Annotated in this window: 17 protein-coding genes; 5 read left to right on the top strand and 12 right to left on the bottom strand. The window is 63.6% G+C overall.

Annotated features, from left to right (window positions below):
• Positions 1-76 precede the first annotated feature (76 nt).
• The 3 genes from Q8R61_RS09040 to Q8R61_RS09030 all read right to left on the bottom strand — a co-directional run bounded on the left by Q8R61_RS09040 (position 77) and on the right by Q8R61_RS09030 (position 2041).
• A complete protein-coding gene (locus Q8R61_RS09040; protein ID WP_305536394.1) occupies positions 77-1507 on the bottom strand; it encodes a phosphatidylserine/phosphatidylglycerophosphate/cardiolipin synthase family protein in 1431 nt (476 codons plus the stop codon).
• A 61-nt stretch (positions 1508-1568) separates the two neighbouring features.
• Positions 1569-1724: a DUF3309 family protein gene (locus Q8R61_RS09035; protein WP_305536392.1), complete on the bottom strand. Its 156-nt coding sequence runs from the start codon at positions 1722-1724 to the stop codon at positions 1569-1571.
• Between the two features lie 29 nt (positions 1725-1753).
• Complete coding sequence (locus Q8R61_RS09030; RefSeq protein ID WP_305536390.1) at positions 1754-2041, bottom strand: hypothetical protein; 288 nt, start codon at positions 2039-2041, stop codon at positions 1754-1756.
• Positions 2042-2340: 299 nt separating this feature from the next.
• On the opposite strand from Q8R61_RS09030, the gene Q8R61_RS09025 reads away from it, so the two are divergent.
• Positions 2341-2763, top strand: coding sequence for a hypothetical protein (locus Q8R61_RS09025; RefSeq protein ID WP_305536388.1), 423 nt, complete (start codon positions 2341-2343; stop codon positions 2761-2763).
• Between the two features lie 15 nt (positions 2764-2778).
• Positions 2779-5322: an EAL domain-containing protein gene (locus tag Q8R61_RS09020; RefSeq protein ID WP_305536386.1), complete on the top strand. Its 2544-nt coding sequence runs from the start codon at positions 2779-2781 to the stop codon at positions 5320-5322.
• A 232-nt stretch (positions 5323-5554) separates the two neighbouring features.
• On the opposite strand, the gene Q8R61_RS09015 is transcribed toward Q8R61_RS09020, so the two are convergent.
• Together Q8R61_RS09015 and Q8R61_RS09010 are read right to left on the bottom strand one after the other, a co-directional pair.
• On the bottom strand, positions 5555-6583 hold the full coding sequence (locus tag Q8R61_RS09015; RefSeq protein WP_305536384.1) for an OmpA family protein: 1029 nt from the start codon (positions 6581-6583) through the stop codon (positions 5555-5557).
• An 18-nt stretch (positions 6584-6601) separates the two neighbouring features.
• Positions 6602-7021 carry a DUF4398 domain-containing protein gene (locus tag Q8R61_RS09010; protein ID WP_305536382.1) on the bottom strand — a complete coding sequence of 140 codons (420 nt, stop codon included), beginning with the start codon at positions 7019-7021 and terminating at the stop codon, positions 6602-6604.
• A 392-nt stretch (positions 7022-7413) separates the two neighbouring features.
• Between Q8R61_RS09010 and Q8R61_RS09005 the strand changes: the two genes are divergently transcribed.
• A complete protein-coding gene (locus tag Q8R61_RS09005) occupies positions 7414-7728 on the top strand; it encodes a BON domain-containing protein (protein ID WP_305536380.1) in 315 nt (104 codons plus the stop codon).
• Positions 7729-7921: 193 nt separating this feature from the next.
• Here the strand turns inward: Q8R61_RS09005 and Q8R61_RS09000 are convergent, their stop codons facing one another.
• The 3 genes from Q8R61_RS09000 to prsT form a co-directional block, all read right to left on the bottom strand.
• Positions 7922-8308 carry a rhodanese-like domain-containing protein gene (locus tag Q8R61_RS09000; RefSeq protein WP_305536378.1) on the bottom strand — a complete coding sequence of 129 codons (387 nt, stop codon included), beginning with the start codon at positions 8306-8308 and terminating at the stop codon, positions 7922-7924.
• A 122-nt stretch (positions 8309-8430) separates the two neighbouring features.
• The gene (xdp1, locus tag Q8R61_RS08995) at positions 8431-9213 is read right to left on the bottom strand and encodes an exosortase-dependent surface protein XDP1 (protein WP_305536376.1); all 783 of its coding nucleotides are present in this window, start codon (positions 9211-9213) and stop codon (positions 8431-8433) included.
• A 164-nt stretch (positions 9214-9377) separates the two neighbouring features.
• A complete protein-coding gene (gene prsT / locus Q8R61_RS08990) occupies positions 9378-12131 on the bottom strand; it encodes an XrtA/PEP-CTERM system TPR-repeat protein PrsT (RefSeq protein WP_305536374.1) in 2754 nt (917 codons plus the stop codon).
• Positions 12132-12391: 260 nt separating this feature from the next.
• On the opposite strand from prsT, the gene metH reads away from it, so the two are divergent.
• Positions 12392-16078, top strand: a complete 3687-nt coding sequence (metH, locus tag Q8R61_RS08985) for a methionine synthase (protein WP_305536372.1) — start codon at positions 12392-12394, stop codon at positions 16076-16078.
• Positions 16079-16093: 15 nt separating this feature from the next.
• On the opposite strand, the gene Q8R61_RS08980 is transcribed toward metH, so the two are convergent.
• From Q8R61_RS08980 to Q8R61_RS08970, 3 genes are all read right to left on the bottom strand, one after another.
• Entirely contained in the window at positions 16094-16651 is a 558-nt protein-coding gene (locus Q8R61_RS08980; protein ID WP_305536370.1) for an NUDIX domain-containing protein, read from the bottom strand.
• 187 nt (positions 16652-16838) lie between these two features.
• A complete protein-coding gene (locus Q8R61_RS08975; RefSeq protein ID WP_305536368.1) occupies positions 16839-17603 on the bottom strand; it encodes a LytTR family DNA-binding domain-containing protein in 765 nt (254 codons plus the stop codon).
• Positions 17560-18606: a histidine kinase gene (locus Q8R61_RS08970; RefSeq protein ID WP_305536366.1), complete on the bottom strand. Its 1047-nt coding sequence runs from the start codon at positions 18604-18606 to the stop codon at positions 17560-17562. Before Q8R61_RS08970 ends, Q8R61_RS08975 begins: the two co-directional genes overlap by 44 nt.
• Before the next feature lie 15 nt (positions 18607-18621).
• Here Q8R61_RS08970 and argH point away from each other — a divergent pair, with 15 nt between their 5' ends.
• Entirely contained in the window at positions 18622-20013 is a 1392-nt protein-coding gene (gene argH / locus Q8R61_RS08965) for an argininosuccinate lyase (protein WP_305536364.1), read from the top strand.
• Between the two features lie 15 nt (positions 20014-20028).
• Here the strand turns inward: argH and Q8R61_RS08960 are convergent, their stop codons facing one another.
• The gene (locus Q8R61_RS08960; RefSeq protein WP_305536362.1) at positions 20029-20625 is read right to left on the bottom strand and encodes a MarR family winged helix-turn-helix transcriptional regulator; all 597 of its coding nucleotides are present in this window, start codon (positions 20623-20625) and stop codon (positions 20029-20031) included.
• Between the last annotated feature and the right edge of the window lies 1 nt (position 20626).

The raw sequence follows: 20626 nt of genomic DNA, 5'->3' as shown, positions 1-20626 counted from the left end.
GTCATTTCTGGCCGATCGTACCCGTTCATTTCCTTATCCATCAAGTCCACGCCCGCGCACGGAGCGCAGGGTTTTTTCATAGCCAGTACTCCCAGACCCGGGCGAACCATTCACTGAAGCGCTGATCGAGCGGGCGGCGGCGCCATTGCTCGAGCGTGATCGTGTCGGACATCGCCAGATCGCGGTCGAACATCGCCTGCACCTGCTCGCCAAAATCCGGCCCCAGCACCACGGCATTCAGTTCGTAGTTATGCAGAAAACTGCGCCAGTCGAGGTTGGTCGAGCCGACCGTGGCCCAGACGCCGTCGATCAGCGCCGTCTTGGAGTGCAGGATCACGCCGCGCCGCTCGTGGATTTTCACGCCCGCCTGCAGCAGCCGGTCGTAGTAATTGCGTCCGGCGTGGAACACCAGCCAGGAGTCGGTCTGACTCGGCAGAATCAGGTTCACATCGACGCCGCGCCCGGCGGCCGCTTCGAGCGCGTCGAGCAACTGCGGATCGGGGGCGAAGTACGCGTTGGTGATGTTCACGCTGGCTTCCGAGCTGGAAATGGCCGAGAGCAGGGTGACATAGATCAGGCTGAAGGCATCGTCGGGCGAACTGCCGATCGCACGCACCCGATGCGGACCCACGTTCTCGGGGGGCGGAAAGTAGTTTTTCCCGGTCAGCGGCTCGCCCTTCTGCTTTTCCCAGGCCGCGAGGAACAGTTTCTGAAACTCGGCCACCACCGGTCCCTGCAGTTGCAGGTCGGTGTCGCGCCAGGCCAGCGCCGGGTCCGACCCGGTGTTGGACTTCGCCCGCGAAGCCTTCCTGAACGAGCCACTGGAGTAGACACTGCTGATGTTGATGCCACCGAGAAATGCGGTGTGTCCGTCGATGATCAGCAGCTTGCGGTGGTCGCGCTGGTTCAGCGTCCATTCCTTGCGCGACATCAGGGGGTTGATGGGGTTGAATTCGAGCACCTGGATGCCGCTGTCGATCAGCTTCTGGAAGAATTCCGTCGGGGTGCCGAGGGTGCCCACGCTGTCACGGATCAGGTTGACCTGAACGCCCTCCGCCTGCCTGGCGATCAGGGCCTCGGCAAAGCGCTGGCCGACTTCGTCATCGTCCAGGATGTAGGTTTCCATGTTGATGTGATCGCGCGCCGCCATGATGGCGGCGTACATCGCCTGGTAGGTGGCCGGGCCGTCCTGCAGCAGGTGCACCCGGTTGCCCGCCGTCAGCGGGCTTCCAACGATGGCTTCTTCGCGCGCCAGATGGTGCTCGAAGATACCGGTGTCCTGGCTGCGGTATTGCAGCCCTTCGAGGATCGCCTCGCTGCGCACGGCCGGCAACTCGCCGTGCGCCACGTCCAGTTGCACCGGCGGGCCGGAGCGACGCTCCAGGTCCGGCACGATGGTCGGCAGACTGCTGCAACCGGCGACGAAAAAAAGGGCCACGATGGACCCATAGGGCAGGTGACGTCGCACCTGCCAGCTACCTAATATTCTCAGGATATTTGCAGCCATCCATCCTCCACCCGCCGGGCGGCGCGGGCTTGCATCAGCGCGCGCGCCAGGCGATGACTCTTTACAAGCGCCCCATCAGCAGCAGCACGATGACGATGATCAGCAGCAGGCCGATGCCGCCGCTGGGACCATAGCCCCAGTTTTTGCTGTGCGACCAGTTCGGAATAGCACCGAGCAACATCAGGATCAAGACGATCAGTAAAATGGTTCCCAACATGGGGGACTCCTTAGAATGGGTGAGTGGGCTCAGTTCGTCGGCGCAGCAGCCTCGGGGGGGACAACAATCACCGTTGTGCCATCACCGGTCTTGCCGGTTTCACCCTGGACGCCTTCGTTGCCCTGATAACCGGTCGCGCCCTGGCTGCCCGTCTCGCCCTGATAGCCGGTTGCGCCCTGGCTGCCGGTTTCGCCCTGCGGACCTGCAGGACCGGGAACCGCGACCGGCGTAGCGGGAACGTTGACCACGGTCGGCTGGTCACAGGCGGCCAGTGCCAGGGTAGCGAGCACGGCGGAAATCAAAAGTGTTTTGTTCATGGTCAATCCTTGGAAAGCGATACATAGTGGGGCGGAGGGTATCGAGCCTTCCGCGAGCAAGCCGGATCGACCTGAGAAGTCGTAACCGGAAGACTATCAGCGTAGGCGAAAAGCACGCACTGTTCAGTGCGCTAGCGAACATTGGCGGTGATCTTTCCTCGAAGAATGGCTGTGTGTGTTCCCGAACAGACGCGCGGCGCGCCGCGCCCCATATTGATCGCTCGGTGCATCGAGCGCAGGGCCGGATCTGCGGTTCTGCAAGGCTTTCGATGCACATCCTTTCGTCACAGGTCATCAATATGAAACGCGTGTTCTTTGCAGCGGCGCTGGCTGTCGCTGCCCTTCCTGCACTCTCGGCCGACGTCGGGGTGTCCATCAGCATCGGGCAACCCGGCTTCTACGGCCAGATCAACATCGGCGGCTATCCGCCCCCGCAATTGGTCTACAGTGCGCCGCGCGTCATGTATCGGTCCGCGCTGCAGCGCCCGCCGATCTACATGAACGTGCCGCCGGGCCATGCCAAAAACTGGCGCAAACACTGCCGCCATTACAACGCCTGCGGCGAACGGGTCTATTTCGTACAAAACAACTGGTATGAGCGCGAGTATGTTCCGCACTATCAGAAACGACAGGGCGATCGCCGGGACGACGATCGGGACGATCATCGCGACAAGCAGAAGGGCAACCCGGGCAAGGACCAAGGCAAAGGCCGTGGTCACTAGGGGAAATCCGTCGCCATGACTGCCACCCTGGATACGGCAATGGCGAGCGAAGACACGCCCGCGGACGATCAAGCCACGAACCCGAGTCCGACCACGGTTCTGCTGATCGAGGACGAGCCCGCCGATGCCAAACTGATTCAGGAGGCGCTGGCGGGTTCGGGCGGCAGCCTGTTTCATGTCGAATGGGTGACGCGACTCTCCGAGGCGGTGGAACGACTGGGCAAAGACACGTTCGAGGTGGTCCTGCTTGACCTGACGCTGCCCGACAGCCAAGGCCTCGAAGCATTCGACCAGGTGTTGCAGGCAGCGCCCGACGCCCTGATCCTGGTCCTCAGTGGATTGACCGATGAAGAAAACGTGCGCCAGGCCATGGCGCGCGGCGCACAAGATTATTTCTCCAAGGGCCACGTCGACGCCCACTGGTTGCCGCGCGCGTTACGCTACGTCATCGAGCGCAAGACGGATCGGGGCTCGCTGCAGAACAGCGAGGAACGCTTCCGCGCAATGAGCGACACCTCCCCGCTGGGCATTTTTGTTTCCGATATCGAAGGCAGCTGCGTCTATACCAACAAGGCGTATCAGACCTTATCCGGGCTGAGCCTGGAGCAGACGCTGGGCACGAACTGGTACGCGGCGATCCACCCCGAGGATCGCGAACGCGTCCTGGCCGAGTGGCACAACGCCGCAGTGGGCGAGGCGCCATTCCAGACGGAGTTCCGGTTTCTGCGGGGCGATAATGGCATTGTCTGGACGCGCGTCAGCAGCGCCGCCATGCTGAATGGGAAAAAATCTCTGGGGCTGGTGCAAATCGTCGAGGACATCACTGAACGCAAATCGGCTGAACTCGTTTTAACGGCAACGAAAGAATCCCTGTTTGCGGAGAAGGAACGCGCCCAGGTGACGCTCAATTCCATTGGCGACGGCGTGCTGACCACCGATCTGCTTGGCAAGGTGACGTATCTGAACCAGGTGGCGGAGAAGATGACTGGCTGGTCTCAGGAGGAGGCATTAGGCCGGCTGATTGCCGAGGTGTTCAATATCCTCGATGTCGAAACCCGCCTGCCCGCGGCGAATCCGATGCTGCGTGCCATCGAGGAGAACAGGGCGATCGTATTGGACACCGATAGTGTGCTGATCCACCGCGACGGATCCGAGTTCGCGGTCGAGGACTCCGCCGCGCCCATCCACGACCGGGAGGGGCAGGTCACCGGCGCGGTGATCGTGTTTCGCGACGTCACGAAATCGCGGGCCATGGCGCTGGAAATGGCGCATCTGGCCCAGCATGATTTTCTCACCAGTCTGCCCAACCGGCTTCTGCTGACCGAACGCTTTACCCACGCGATCAGCCTGGCCCAGCGACACGACAAGAAGATCGGCTTGCTGTTTCTCGACCTGGACAACTTCAAGCACATCAACGATTCGCTGGGGCATGCGATCGGCGACCGGCTGCTGCAATCGGTCGCAAACCGCCTGATGGAGTGTGTGCGCGCCACCGATACGGTCTGCCGCCAGGGCGGCGACGAATTCGTCATCCTGCTTGCCGAGATCGGCCAGCCGCGGGATGCGGCCCACGTTGCGGAAACCCTGCGCGCTGCACTCGCCCTGCCGCACATGATCGACGGGCACGAACTCCATGTCAGCCTGAGCATCGGCATCAGTGTATTTCCGGATGACGGCACCGACGTGGACGTCCTGATGCAGAACGCGGACGCCGCGATGTATCACGCCAAGGCAAGCGGGCGCAACAATTACCAGTTTTTCAAGCCCGACATGAACGTCCGCGCGGTACGCCGGCAGTTTGTCGAAAACAGTCTGCGCCGCGCCCTGAAACAGGACGAATTCCTGCTGCATTACCAGCCGAAGATCGACCTTGCTTCAGGCGCGATCACCGGTGTCGAGGCGCTGATCCGCTGGCAGGATCCGGCTCTCGGGCTCGTCTACCCGGCCCAGTTTGTGCCGATCGCGGAAGAGAACGGCCTCATCATTCCGGTCGGCCGCTGGGTGCTGCGCGAAGCCTGCAGGCAGGTTCAGGCCTGGCTCGATGCCGGCCTGCCCGCCGTGCCCGTTTCGGTCAACATTTCCGCGGTTGAGTTCAGGCACAAAAATTTTCTCGAAGGGCTTGCACAGATCCTGAAGGAGACCGGCATGGCGCCCCACTATCTCGAGCTGGAAATGACCGAAAGCATCCTCATGCACGACACCGAATCGTCGGCGACCTTGCTTCAGGCGCTCAAAGCCATGGGCGTGCAGCTTGCCATCGATGATTTCGGTACCGGCTATTCGAGCCTGAGCTATCTGAAGCGATTCCCGATCGACACCCTGAAGATCGACCAGTCCTTCGTGCGCGACATCGCCACCGATGCGGACGACGCGACCATCGTGGCCGCAGTCATCGGCATGGGAAGAAACCTCAAGCAGCGTGTCATTGCCGAAGGCGTGGAAACGCAGGCGCAGCTTGAATTCCTGCAGGCCCGGCATTGCGACGAGGGACAGGGCTTCCATTTCAGCCACCCCGTGTCCGCCGAGGACTTTGCCCACCTGCTCGACACCAACCATTAAGGTTTCGGGAGGGGGGTGGCTATCTGCATCCGAGCAGCGACGGGACACTACCGCTGGTCGCAATACCGCCAGCAAGGCGGGGGCCCGCCGATGCCCCCGGCAGAGAGTGTGCGACCTCAACGGATTCGCACCCCCTGGCGCGGTGTGCCGATAGCCTTCCAGCAGTATCTTCCATAACGAAAAAGCCACTCATCCGAGCGGCTTCTCCTTGCAATACCTTTTTCGCTAAGGTCTAGCGGGGAACGATATTGCCGTTGTCGTCGGAGAGGATGATTTCCACGCGCCGATTCAATTGACGACCGGCGGCCGTGTTGTTGCTGGCAACCGGATAGGTCTCGGCGTAACCGCGTGTTTCAATGCGGTCTCCGCTGATTCCCATGCCGGCCAAAGCCGACCGCACGGCATCGGCGCGTCGTTCTGAGAGCGGCTGATTGATACTGCGGCTGCCCGTGCTGTCCGTGTGGCCTTCAATCAACACCTTGCGCTGCGGGTATTGAGTGAGGAAATCGGCCAGCTTTTGCACGTTGCGCATGCCGCCCGCTGACAACTCCGCCCTGTTGACCGCGAACAGCACGTCGCCCAGCGTGATCACCATGCCGCGCTCCGTTTTCTTGGCGTCCAACTCCTTCAGTTTCTGTTCCTGCTCCGCGATGCGTGCCTGGTATGCGGCAGCTTGCTGCTCGGCAGATTGCCGTGCGAGCTCCGCCTGCCGTCTGGCCTCTTCGGCCTCTGCCTGTCGCGCCGCAATCAGTGCTTCGTCGCGTTGAGCCTGGGCATTGGCGGCCGCCAATGCGGCAGCTTGTCGATCGGCATTTTCCTGCGCGATCGCCGCCTGTCGTCTGGCTTCATCGACCTCAGCCTGCGTCTTCGCCACCTGCCGTTTGGCCGCATCGGCTTCGGCCGTTCTCGCCGCAAGGCGAACCTGGTCGCGTTGCGCGCTGGCGTTGACGACCGCCTGCTCAGCGGCTTTGCGCTTGGCGGTTTCCTGTGCAATGGCCACCTGCTGCTTGGTGAGATAGGCCAGTTGATTGACCGTGACATCACTGTCACCCTTGCTCAGTGCCGCATCCGCCTTGTTCAGCGACTCGCCGGCTTTCTGCAGCTCAAGCGGTGCCAGGCTGGTGACCTGGGGATTGGTGCGTGCGCTGCTGTAAACGCTGCGCGCCTCTTCGAGTGCTGTGTTTTGCGACGGCATGGTGCTGCAGCCCGCGAGCATCGCGGCAGCGATCAGGCTCAGGGGAAGATATCGATTTGTTTTCATGATGAGCTCCGTTGATGATTATTTGGACTGACGGTCGATTTCCTGGCGCAGCACGCGAATATCGTCCTGCAGGGCGTCCGCAGCGCGTTGGGCCTTGGTTGAGCGCGCCATCTCTGCGGCCAGCTTGGCGTCAACCTCCGCCTGTTCGGCCAGTCGCAAGGCAAGCTCATAGTCCTTGTCGGCCATGGCCCGCTCGGCAGCAGCCAGCTTGTCCGAAGCGGACTTGAACTGTACCGGTGCAAACTGATTGCCCCCGGCGGCCAATGCACTGCTCACCGCAGCCCTGGATACGGCCATCTGTTCTGTCGGCGCCGGATTGCTTGCGCAACCCGCCATCAGTACGACCGCCGACACCGCCATGCCGATCCTGAGCATCACTTGATTCGATTTGGGGGGGTATGTGTTTTTCATCATCGTTCCATCCATTGAGTTGAACATCGAACACAATCGTTGCAATAAAAAAGCCTGGTGCAATTGCAGCCCTTTTGTTTGTCGTCGAATAACGGCGCGGTGACTTTGCGCAATTCTGCATATGCGACATCGCACACAGACTTCGATGTTCTAACCGTAGGACGAAAACAGGGCGGCGTCTGTACGGCATCGTACATAGCCCTTCTTTGCGGCCCGCCAACATCCTGCCCGGCCAGTTCCGTTCTCCGTATGTGCGCCACCGTACAGACCCGTTCTGCTTTTCTGACTACATTGATGCCATGGTTTCAATACGGCCTGCAGATACGGCCCGTGCGGCGCGATTGCATTGCGTTGCGCGGCTTGTGTCGGCAAGAAGCCGGGGCCAGGCAATTTCTTAACTCACATCGGGAGAATCAAACATGAACAAATTCAACAAAGTGCTTTCAGCCGCCTTTCTGGCCGTCACACTGGTTTCTGTCGTCGGGTGCGCATCGACTTCGCAGAAGCAGGGCACCGGCGAGTATGTCGACGACGCCGTCATCACCACCAAGGTGAAAGCCGCGATTTTCAATGAACCCAGCCTGAAATCGCTCGAGATCAAGGTCGATACCTTCAAAGGTGCGGTTCAGCTGAGCGGCTTCGTCAACTCGCAGGCCGACATCAATAAGGCGGTCGAAGTTGCGCGCAGCGTCAAGGGCGTGACAACCGTCAAGAACGACATGCGTCTGAAGTAAGTCATCGCTTATCGCTAGTCGCTGCCGGAGGTTGAATCCGGCAGCGACTGTGCCGGTCTGTCGCCCCGCTCGAATCCGTGCGGGATTTTTTTCGTCCGGACCGAAGGAGCAGACTCTGACTACAGGGCGTAGCCGAACGCAGCGTCCCGGGACAATCCCCGCGACGGGGGCTACGTCGTGTGAACAAACAAGCTCAGGTCTGCTCCCATGGCAAGCCGTCAAACCGCCAGCCGTTCTTCGTACTGCGGTGATGCGACGCGTCCATATCACCCTCGAACCCGTGCTGAATGTTGTACACCTCGGGAAAGCCGTATTTTTCGAGGTAGCGGCCGGCGTCCGCCGAGCGCCGCCCGGAACGGCAGATCAGCACCACTGGGCGGTTGACCGAGGCCGCCTTGCGCGCGTGGCCGAGAAAGTCCGGATTGACATCCCAGTCCGGGCTGTCCTGCCAGGCAATATGGATCGCGCCGACGGGATGGCCGACGAACAGATATTCGATCTCGGAACGGCAATCAATGAATACGGCCTCGGGATGAGACTGCAGAAAAGCGTGCGCCTCGCGCGGGTTGAACTGCTTCATGCAGGCTCCTGGATCAGTAAGGCTTCAACATAGCAGCTCCGCAGCGCGTCGATATGCTGCCGGCGGCAGGCCGTGCCGAAAAAAAACCCCGCAAAAGCGGGGTTGGACTGCGCGCGCTGGATTCAAGCCGCCGTCTGGCGGCGCTTCATGCGCGTGAGGCCCAGCATGCCGATGCCGACCAGCAATAGCGTGCCGGGCTCCGGAATGCTGCCTCCGGGCGGCGGTGTGCGGCCGCATCCCTTGCCCCCTGGCGTGTCGGCGCACGTGGCGCCGGTCACGGACTTCAGCTTGAAGTAGTCCTTCTTGGTATCCATGCCCGATCCGGTGCCGTTGTAGGCGCCGATCAGCCAGTAGCTGGAGAAGATGTCGCTGTTGATCGACTTGCTGCCTGCGCTGCTGTTGCTGTTGTAGTGGCCGACCAGACTCCAGCCGTTGCTGGTGAGGTCCGCATAGGTCAGGCCTGCGACGCCGCCTGTGCCCGCACCGGTGTAGGCGTAGACGGAATAGTCGGAATCGTTGTCGACCCAGCCGAAATAGGTGGCGCTCAGATTGACCTTGTCGCCGGCAAAGCTGAACAGCACGGATTCGATGCGGCCGTCGTTGTCGATCGCATGCTGCGGCGAACTGGTGGACTCGCTGTCAGCATGCCGCGCACCCACACCGCTGGTGCCCTGCGGGGTGAGGTAGGCACTTGCCAGCACCGTGTTGGTGCCGCTGGGGCCGTTGGCCGTGTTCGCCCACGCCGTGGCGGTGGCCGTCACGCCGCCGGCCGTATCCGTCGCCGCGCCATACCCTGCGGGCTGTTCCAATGCACCGGTGAAGGTCCAGGTGGCAGCAAACGCGCTGCCTGCACCGCACAGTGCCGCAGCCGCAACCAGGCCGGCCAGATGGGTGGAAGTCCGCATGATTATCATTGTGTGCTCCAGAAGCTGAGGGGTTATGGTGTTGCCTGACTTAAAGCAAGTTCAATACCAAAAAATTAATTTACTTAACTATCAATTAGTTGGTTGATTTCTGCCTGTTGATCTCATCAAAAGTGTAAAAAAGGGCGACAAGGATACGGGCCGGGTCAATTCCGCCCCAGCCGCTTCAGTGTTGCATTCAGATGAGCCCGGATCTCGGGATTGTCGGGCGCGCGCAATGCCGCATCGCGGAGATAGCGCAGGCCTTTTTCGGCCTGCCCCTGTTGCACCAGCACCCAACCCAGGGTGTCGTTGACCTCGGGCACATTGGGCGCCAGTGCGTAGGCTTTTTCCGCATGGACGAGCGCGGCGGCGAGTTCGCGCTGCTGCAGCAGCACATGGGCAAGGTTGTTGTGGGCGCGCGCATCGCGATCGTCGCTGCGGACCAGTTCGTCGAATACGGCGCGCGCGCGCGGCCAATCCTTGAGCGCAAGCCAGGCCTCACCAAGGGCATGGCGCGCGCCGCGATCGCCCGGCTGACGCCGGCTCCAGTCCTGCATCAGCGCAGCGGCTTCGCGCGCCTGCTTCGACGCCAGCAACGCGCGGTACAGACCAAACAGGCTATCGCGGGAGTTGAGTCCGGTATGGGCAAGGCGGAAGGCCTGCAGTGCATCGGCCGGGCGTTGCTGCCGCATGCGCAGTTCGCCCAGCAGGCTTTGGGCTTCGGCGCGCGCATGGGGCTGCTCCAGCAGCGCGGTGATGCGGCGTTCGGCATCAGCAAGCTTGCCGGTTTGCAGGTCGAGTTGAATGTGCTGCATCAGGGCGGGCAGGTGGTTCGGTTCGGCCAGCAGGACCTTGCCAAGCGTGTAGCGGGCGCCTTCGGGATCGCCCGCGCGCATCTGCTGTGCCGCAACACGGACCAACCAGCCCGGATCGAACGAGGCCAGCTGGCTGATGCGCTTGAGCGAGACACGCGCAAGCTCGACGTTGCCGACAGCGATTTGCGCCAGCGCCAGCGCCATCAGCGTGTCGGGCTGTTCGGGCGCGATGGCCTGCGCGTCCTTGGCGATGTCGAGCGCCTTCTGGGCATTGCCCTGCCGCAGGTACAGGCTGCTCAGCGCCAGAATCGGACGCAGGTCGCGCGCCTGCAGGCTGCGGGCTTTTTCGAGCCAGCGCACCGCCTCGGCGGAACGGCCTGCGGCCTCTTCCAGTCGCGCCAGCTCGAGCATGGCGCTGACATGTTTGGGATCGGCCTTGAGCACGCCGAGGTAACGCTGGCGCGCGCGCGGCGCATGCCCTTCGGCCTCGTCGAGTCGTCCGAGATTCAACTGGGCTGCGTGAAATGACGGGCTGGCCTTGATGACGGCCTCGTAGGCCGCGCGTGCGCCCGCACGGTCGCCGGCCGCCAGCCGGGCGACGCCCAGCAGGTTGCGCGCCGACAGATTGCGCGGCTCGCGCTTGAGTACGGCCTCCATCACGGCCACCGCCTTGCCCGGCTCGCCGCGCTTGAGATGCGTAATCGCCAGCGGCGCTCCGGTCTGGGCCTGTCCCGGGTCCTGTCGGTAGGCGCGCTGCAGCGCAGCGAATCCGTCATCCTGCTGGCCGCGGCCGATCAGGCTGAGGCCGAGCCCCAACTGCACGTCCGGACTGTCCTTTGCCTGCGCCGCTTCCTGAAACAAGGACGAGGCCCTGACGTGATTGCCCTTGCCCATGTGCGCCGAGCCGAGCATGGAGAGGATGCGCGCATCATCCGGCTGCGCCTTCAACGCGGGTTCCAGCATGGCGAGGGCGCGGTCGTACTGTTTTTCCGACAGGTAGATCGCCCCCAGCACCTTGCGCGCGCCGACTTCGCGCGGACGCACATTGAGATACTGGGTCAGGTAGCCCTTGGCGCGTTCGAACTCGTTCAGCGCGAAATGCGCCAGTCCACCCAGCAACTGCAGCTGGTCGCGGCTCGCCACGAATTCGGCAGGCAGTTGCGACAGCGTGCGGGTGGCCTCGATCAGCGCCTCACGTGCCGGGGCTTCGTCGCCGCGGCGGCTGTGATAGAGGGCACGCAGGTATGCGCTACGCGGATCGGACGCGAATTTCTTCTGCAGGTGTTCGAGATCGGCCCAGGCCTCACGGTCGCGGTTCAGATCGAGCAGCAGGCCGGCGCGCGCAAGCCGCGCATCGAGGTGGTCTGGCTGGCTGGCGAGCGCGCGGCCATAGCTTTGCAGCGCCTGATCCAGATTGCCCGCGGCATGCGCGATCGAGGCCTGCATGTTCCATGCGTCGGCATCCTGTGGCGCCCGTTGCAGGGCACGCGCAACGCTGGCCTGCGCGTCCTGCGGCCGGCCCGCATTGAGATGAATGCGCGCCTGCAGCGCCAGCGCGCGCGCCGCCCCGCCCGCAACCGCTTCGGCTGCCTGGGCGGACCCCAGCGCCGAATCGAGCTGATTAAGCGCCATCTGCGACTGCGCGCGCAGCAGCAGAATTTCCAGGCGCGGCGCCGCGGGCAGGCCATCGACACCGAATTTTTCCAGCAAGGCCCTGTACTTCGCCTGGCCGAAGTAGGCCTCCGCCTGATGCACCACGATCTGGGCGCGCGCCACGCCCAGACGTTCCGCATCGGCCAGCACCCGTTCGGCGGCCGCGTATTCGCCACGCCGGCCATGCGCCTGGCCCAGCAGCACCAGCGCCGGCAACATGCGGCTGTCTTCCCTCAGCGCATTTTTCAGCTGGATGATCGCGCCGGCGTCATCGCGCCGTTCGTAGCGCACCAGCGCATCCTCGTAGTAACGCGAGGCGGCGGCGGCACGGTCGGCCTGCGCCGGCGACGCCGTGATCCCTCCGACCAGCAGGCAGGCCAGCAGGACATACGGGGCCACGCGCGTTTTGACACGTGGGGAATCGGTGTCCTTCAGTGAAGCGTTCGGCATTGGGTTACTCATCTCGTCCTTGTTGGTATCCGGTTGCGGCGCGGCATGTCCGCAGCATCCGACAGTCCCAACAGGGCAAATTTCGTACCCGGCATGATCGGGCGCGCAAGGCGCCAGCGCGCAAGCACGGCCACCTGCGCCCTACGTGCGCGCTGTCGAAAGCCGGACGGCAGCGACAGGAACTCGTTATCCGGGCAGGCCGGCCGGAGGGGCAGGCTGACCTTATATAATGCGACGTTCCCCTGCCCCAGTTGACCGCCATGTCCCGCACCGCCCTGCTGCATTCCCTGCTCGCCCAGCGCATCCTGGTTCTCGATGGCGCGATGGGGACGATGATCCAGTCGTACAAGCTTTCCGAGGCCGACTATCGCGGCGAGCGCTTCGCCGACTTCGCGCATGACCTCAAGGGCAACAACGACCTGCTGACGCTGACACAGCCGCAGATCATCAAGGAAATCCACGCCAAGTACCTGGCCGCCGGCGCCGATATCCTCGAGACCAACAGCTTCAACGCCACCGCGATTTCCATGGCGGACTACCACATGGAACATCTGGTGCCGGAGCTCAACTTCGCTGCCGCCAAACTGGCGCGTGAGGCCGCCGACGAGGCGACTGCGGCCAATCCTGCCAAGCCGCGCTTCGTCGCCGGCGTGCTGGGGCCGACCTCGCGCACCGCGACCATCTCGCCGGACGTCAACGACCCGGGCTTCCGCAACGTCACGTTCGACCAGTTGCGCGTGGCCTACCTGGAAGCAATCGACGGCCTGGTCAAGGGCGGCGTCGACATCCTGATCGTCGAGACGATTTTCGACACACTCAACGCCAAGGCGGCGCTGTTCGCGATCGAGGAATACTTCGACATCCACGACATGCGGCTACCGGTGATGATCTCCGGCACCATCACCGACGCCTCCGGCCGCACACTCTCCGGCCAGACCGGCGAGGCGTTCTGGAATTCGGTGCGCCACGCCCGGCCGTTGTCGATCGGCCTCAACTGCGCGCTCGGCCCCGATCTCTTGCGCCAGTACGTCGAGGAGCTCTCCAACAAGGCCGACGTGCTGATTTCGGCCCACCCCAACGCCGGCCTGCCCAACGCCTTCGGCGAATACGACATGGACGGCGCCGAAATGGCGGTGCACATCGGCGAATGGGCGCGCTCGGGCCTGTTGAACATCGTCGGCGGCTGCTGCGGCACCTCGCCGGCACACATCGCCGCGATTGCCAAGGCGGTCGAAGGCGTCGCGCCGCGCACCCCGCCGGTACTGGAACCGGCGATGCGCCTGTCGGGGCTGGAGCCGTTCAACGTCAGCAAGGACAGCCTCTTCGTCAACGTCGGCGAGCGCACCAACGTCACCGGCTCGAAAGCCTTCGCCCGGATGATCCTCGAAGGCCGCTACGACGACGCGCTGTCGGTCGCGCGCCAGCAGGTGGAAAACGGCGCCCAGATCATCGACATCAACATGGACGAGGGCATGCTCGACGCCGAGGCGGCGATGGTGCGCTTCCTGCTCCTGATCGCCTCGGAGCCCGACATCGCGCGGGTGCCGATCATGATCGACTCGTCGAAATGGAGCGTGATTGAAGCCGGCCTCAAGTGCATCCAAGGCAAGGGCATCGTCAACTCGATTTCCATGAAGGAAGGCGAAACCGAGTTCATCGAGCGCGCGACGCTGTGCCGGCGCTACGGCGCGGCGGTGATCGTGATGGCCTTCGACGAAACCGGCCAAGCCGACACTTACGCGCGCAAGACCGAGATCTGCGCGCGGGCGTACAAATTGCTGACCGAAACCGTCGGTTTCCCGCCCGAGGACATCATCTTCGACCCCAACATCTTCGCGGTCGCCACCGGCATCGAGGAACACGCCAACTACGCGGTCGACTTCATCGAGGCCACCCGCTGGATCCGCCAGAATCTCCCGCACGCGCACATCTCGGGTGGCGTCTCGAACGTGAGCTTCTCGTTCCGCGGCAACGACGCGGTGCGCGAGGCGATCCACACAGCCTTCCTGTATCACGCGATTCAGGCCGGGATGGACATGGGCATCGTCAACGCCGGCCAGCTCGGCGTGTATGCCAACCTCGACCCCGAGCTGAAGGAACGCGTCGAGGACGTGCTGCTGAACCGCCGAGACGATTCGACCGAGCGGCTGGTGAGCTTTGCCGAAAACGTGAAAGGCGGCGCCAAGGAACGCGTCGAGGACCTGTCGTGGCGCCAGCTTCCGGTGAACGAGCGGCTCAGTCATGCATTGGTCCAGGGCATCACGCAATACATCGTGGAGGACACCGAAGCCGCGCGTCTCAAATGCGAGCGGCCGCTGCACGTGATCGAAGGCCCGCTGATGGCCGGCATGAACGTGGTCGGCGACCTGTTCGGCGCCGGCAAGATGTTCCTGCCGCAGGTGGTGAAATCCGCCCGCGTGATGAAGCAGGCGGTGGCCCATTTGCTGCCCTACATCGAGGCCGACAAACAGGCCGGCGACGCGCAAAGCGCGGGCAAGATCATCATGGCCACGGTCAAGGGCGACGTCCACGACATTGGCAAGAATATCGTCGGCGTGGTGCTCGGCTGCAACGGCTATGACATCGTGGATTTAGGCGTCATGGTGCCGGCGCAGAAGATTCTCGATGCCGCGCGCGAGCACAAGGCCGACATCATCGGCCTGTCGGGCCTGATCACGCCTTCGCTGGAGGAAATGGCGCATGTGGCGAAGGAAATGCAGCGCCAGGGCTTCACCATTCCGCTCTTGATCGGTGGCGCCACCACCTCGATGGCGCACACCGCGGTGAAGATCGAGCCGAACTACGAACACCCGGTGGTGTACGTGAAGGACGCCTCGCGCGCGGTCGGCGTCTGCACCCAGCTGCTGTCGAAGGACATGCGCGACGCCTTCGCCGCCGAAATCAAGGCGGACTATGCGATTACGCGCGAACGGCATTTGAAGCACAAGTCCGACACCGTGCGGCTGAAGCTTGCCGAGGCACGCGCCAACAAGTTCAAGATTGACTGGGCTCGCTACACGCCGCCGGTGCCGAAACAGCCCGGCGTCCATGTGCTGAAGACCTACGATCTGGCCAAGCTGGTCGAGGTGATCGACTGGACGCCGTTCTTCGCCTCGTGGGAACTGCACGGCAAATACCCCAAGATCCTCAAGGACGAAGTGGTCGGCACCGAGGCGACCAAGCTCTACAACGACGCCCAGGCGATGCTGAAGCAAATGATCGCGGAAAACTGGATCGAGGCGCGCGCGGTGTTCGGCCTGTTCCCGGCCAACACGGTCAACGACGACGACATCGAGGTGTACACCGACGAGTCGCGCGAGAAGGTGCTGATGACCTGGCACAACCTGCGCCAGCAGATGAAGAAACCGGAAGGCCGCGCCAACCTGTGCATCGCCGACTTCGTCGCGCCGAAAGCCAGCGGCTTGAAGGACTATCTCGGCGCCTTCGTGGTGACCGCCGGCATCGGAGAAGACGAGCGCGCCAAGGCGTTCGAAGCCGCGCACGACGACTACTCGGCCATCCTGTTCAAGTCATTGTGCGACCGCCTCGCCGAAGCCTTTGCGGAGCATCTGCATTTGCGTGTGCGTAAGGAATACTGGGGCTACGCCGGCGAGGAAGCGCTCGCCAACGACGAGCTGATCGCGGAAAAATACCGGGGTATCCGACCCGCACCGGGCTACCCCGCCTGCCCCGAGCACAGCGAAAAAGCACCGCTGTTCAAGGTGCTCGACGCGACCGAGCAGATCGGCGTGGTACTGACTGAAAACTTCGCCATGTGGCCGGGCGCCGCGGTATCGGGCTTCTACCTGTCGCACCCCGACAGCCAGTACTTTGCCGTGGCGAAGATCGAACGCGACCAGGTCGAGGACTATGCCCGCCGCAAGGGCTGGACGCTGGCGGAAACTGAACGCTGGCTGGCGCCGAATCTGGCCTACACGCCAGGATGACACCGGATAACGGGGCTACCAACCCTGCTGCAGCATTTTTTCGAGCCAGAACAGCCCGATCACGGTCTTGGTCTCGCAGATGCGGCCGTCCTTGACCCACTGCATCGCCTCGGCGAACGGCAGGCGGAAAATTTCCAGGAATTCGTCGTGGTCGCGGCCGTGGGTGCCTTCGGTGAGCCCCTTCGCCAGGTAGAAGGCCAGCCGCTCGTCAGAATAGCCGATGCAGGGATAGATGGTGGTGACTTCGCGCCACTCGGCGGCGGTGTAGCCGGTTTCCTCTTCCAGTTCGCGTTTCGCGCAAGTCAGGTCGTCTTCGCCAGGGTCGATCTTGCCGGCCGGCAGTTCGATGAAGTCGCGGTGCAGCGGGTAGCGATGCTGGCGCTCCAGCAGCAGATCGCCGTTGTCGAACACCGGGATGACGACGACGGCGCCGGGGTGAACGATGTATTCGCGCGTCGATTCGCGGCCGTCGGGCAAGCGCACGCGGTCGCGCTTGACGTGCATCAGCCGCCCATGGAAGACGGTTTCGCTCTCAAGCTCGGTTTCGGTGAGGTCGGGAATGGCGTTTTTCATGTCCGCGATGATACCCAGTGCGGACAAAAAAATGCCGGGTTCTTGCGAACCCGGCGGAATAGAGAGGACAACCCCTCGTTGCGGAGAACTTCCAGCTTGCGGCCGAAACCACAAGCAAATTCATCGTACGGAGGGCTGCAGAATTTGGCTATACAACTTTAGTTGTAGGGACGACCCAAGTATTTGTTTATATTTGCTTTATTTTTTCGCGCAGGGTCGAATACTGACGCCGGCTGACCGGCAAACGCTCGTCGAGTCCGTGCAGGCGCAAAAAATGGCCGTCGTCGTCACCGGGCATTTTGCCCACTTCGCGGATGCGCGCCGTGGCGACCAGACAGTTGCGGTGGATGCGCAGGAAGGCCTCGTCGAACTCGCTTTCGAGCCGTGTCAGCGACTCCTCGATCAGGAATTCGCGCGCGGGGGTGCGCACGGTGACGTATTTGAGTTCGGCCTTGAGGAAGAGGATGTCGGCCACCGGAATCAGCACGATGCGGCCTTTTTCGTTGAGCGACAGGTGGCTGCGGGCCTTGGGATGGGCCTCGCGCAGGTGGTCGAGCGCGGTGGCGCTGAGCCGGTGCGCCCGCGACAGCGCGCGTACCAGGCGGTCGGCGCGCACCGGCTTCAGCAGGTAATCGACGGCATTGAGGTCGAAGGCCTGGCAGGCATAGATATCGTAGGCCGTGCTGAAGATAATCGCGGGCGGCGCGGCCAGCCGGTTGAGGTGGGCGGCGCATTCGAGCCCGTCCATGTCCGGCATGCGGATGTCGAGCAGCACCGCGTCGACCGGCTGGCGCTGTACCTGCTCCATCGCCTCCACGCCGCTGCCGGCTTCGCCGACGATATCGACCGCCAGCTGTTCGGCGCAGTCGGCCAGCACGTCGCGCAAACGCCGGCGCGCCGGCGCCTCGTCATCGACGATGAGGACGCGCAGGGGCAGGTTGGGTGCGTTCACGGGTATAGGGAATGACAATGTGCACCTGATAAACGGCCCCCAGCGGCTCCAACTTGAGCTGGGCGTCGAGATCGAAGTGCAGCAGCAGGCGCTCGCGGATGTTGGCCAGCGCGATGCGGTTGCCCTTGTGATGGCCAGCTTCGGCAGCGATCGGGTTGCGCACCACGATATGCACCTTGTCGGCGCTGCGATAAATATTGAGGCTGATCTCGCCGCCCTCCGACTGCGGCTCGATGCCGTGATAGACCGCGTTTTCGACCAGCGGCTGGATCACCAGCGGCGGAATCAGCGCATCGCCCGGCATTTTGTTGATATGCCAGACCACCTGCAGGCGGTCGCCCAGCCGCAGTTGCTCCAGTTCCAGGTAGGCACGGGTGAGCGCGACTTCGTCTTCCAGCGGGGCCAGCTGGCGGGCATCGCTCATCAACGCGCGGAACAGGTCGGCCATGTTTTCCAGCGCATGCTCGGCGCGGCGCGGGTCGCTGCGCACCAGCGATAGCACCGCGTTGAGGCTGTTGAACAGGAAGTGCGGGCGGATGCGCGCCTGCAGGGCCTGCAGCCGCGCCTCGGTGATCGCGGGCGACAGCGCACGGGCGCGCAGGTTGAAATAGGCCAGCAGGCCCGCGCCAATCACCAGCGCAAACAGCGCGACGCCTGCCGGCGGGACGGGATGCGGTCCGGCCAGCAGCGGATTCAGCCACAGCGTGGTGAGCACCGGGACCGCCACACCCAGGGCCAGCGTGCAGGCGACGCCCAGCCGGTAGGGGCGACTGCGCAGCCAGTTTCCGGCCGCGCACAGCGCCAACAGGGTCAGCAGCAGCGCCGGCTGCGCCAGCGCCGACAGCGCGATGAAGTCGGCCCAGAAGGCCGGCGCGTCGGGCACGCGTGCAATCACGCCGGCGACCAGCGCGGCTTCCACCGTCAGCGCGATGCGCAGGTTGACACCCATGTGACAGAAGTTCGGCAATTCAACCTGCCGGTTGTTATGATTCTTTCTTTTCATCCCCATACCTGCCCCATGAGCACGTCATCGACGCCGCCGACCGGCGCCTGGTCCGGTCGTTTTTCCGAGCCGGTTTCCGAAATCGTCAAACGCTATACCGCGTCGATACCCTTCGATTATCGGCTGGCCGAGTTCGATATTCAGGGTTCGCTGGCGCACGCCGCCATGTTGCACCACGTCGGCGTGCTGTCCAAGGACGATCTGGAGGCCATCCGGGGCGGTATGGCCGAACTGCTGGCCGAGATTCGCGCGGGGGGATTCAGCTGGTCACTCGACCGGGAGGACGTCCACCTCAACATCGAGGCCGCATTGACCGCCAAGATCGGCGATGCCGGCAAGCGCCTGCACACCGGCCGCAGCCGCAATGACCAGGTGGCGACCGATATCCGCCTCTACCTGCGCGACGCGATCGACCGCATTGTGGCCGGGCTCAAGGCTTGCCAGACTTCACTGGTCGACCTGGCCGAACAGCATGCCGACACGGTGATGCCGGGCTTCACCCACCTGCAGGTGGCGCAGCCGGTCACTTTCGGCCACCACTTGCTCGCCTATTTCGAGATGCTGGCGCGCGACGCCGAGCGCATGACCGACTGCCGCCGCCGGGTGAACCGGCTGCCGCTCGGTGCCGCCGCGCTGGCCGGCACCAGCTACCCGATCGACCGCCAGTTCGTCGCCGACCAGCTCGGCTTCGAGGCAGTGTGCGAGAACTCGCTCGACGCGGTGTCCGATCGCGACTTCGCGATCGAATTCGCCGCCGCAGCCGCCTTGGTGATGACCCACCTGTCACGGCTGTCGGAAGAGCTGATCCTGTGGATGAGCCCGCGCTTCGGCTTTATCGACCTGGCCGACCGCTTCTGCACGGGCTCATCCATCATGCCGCAGAAGAAAAACCCGGATGTGCCCGAGCTGGTGCGCGGCAAGACCGGGCGGGTCAATGGCAACCTGGTCGCCCTGCTGACGCTGATGAAAGGCCAGCCGCTGGCCTACAACAAGGACAACCAGGAAGACAAGGAACCGCTGTTCGACAGCGTCGACACGCTGACCGACACGCTGGCGATCTATGCCGACATGCTGCGCGGGGTGACGGTCAAGCCGGACGCGATGCGCGCCGCGGTGATGCAGGGCTTTGCCACGGCCACCGATCTGGCAGACTACCTGGTGAAGAAAGGGGTGCCGTTCCGCGATGCGCACGAAGTGGTGGCACGCGCGGTGCGCGCGGCGGAAGCGTCCGGGCGCGATCTGGCCGACCTGCCGCTGGCCGACCTGCAGGCCTTCAGCCCCCTGATCGCAGACGATATCTACGCCGTGTTGACGCTGGAAGGCTCGCTCGCCGCCCGCGATCACCTGGGCGGCACCGCGCCGACGCAGGTGCGCGCCGCCATCGCACGCGCCCGCCAGCGCATCTAGATCAGCAACCGGGCGTCAGCTTGCCGGTTCGGCTTGCTGCACCGGCGGCACGTGTTCGCGGCAGATCCGCCGCACCTCGGGGCTGGACAGCTTTTCCTGCATCAAGCCGCAAAAATAGCTGCGCGGCCCGATCCGCTGGTTGTAATGGCAGGTCGCGCACACGCCAAAGGTGCGCTTGCCGCTTTGCGCCTGCACCTGAGCCAGTACCTGGCGCAGCACCACCACCGCCGACGTCACCCGCGCCGCGCTGGCGGTCTGCACGATGTCCCGCCAGGCGGCGCCCGCGGAGAGCGTCTTCAACAGATTGGTGCCCCCCTCGGCCAGAATCAGCCGCACCACCCGACCGTCGCGGGGGTCGGCATAGCGCGAAATCAAGCGGCGGCGCGCCAGCACCAGCACGGTCTGCGACACCGTGCCCTTGGTCAGGCCGAGGTATTCGGTCAGCGCCTGCGGCGTGTTGCTGAAGCGATTGGCCTGGTTCAGATAAAACAGCACCTGCAGGTGCACCGGCTGCAGGTGCTGCTCGGTGCCCGCCTGTCTGAGGTCGGCCCGGGTCAGCAGCGACAGCCGCTCGACCAGGTCGAACAGGGTGAGCGCCTGGCTTTTCTTCAAG

Source organism: Thiobacillus sp. (genome assembly GCF_030696885.1).
GTDB lineage: Bacteria > Pseudomonadota > Gammaproteobacteria > Burkholderiales > Thiobacillaceae > Thiobacillus.
This window is presented reverse-complemented; position numbering and strand designations above follow the sequence as displayed.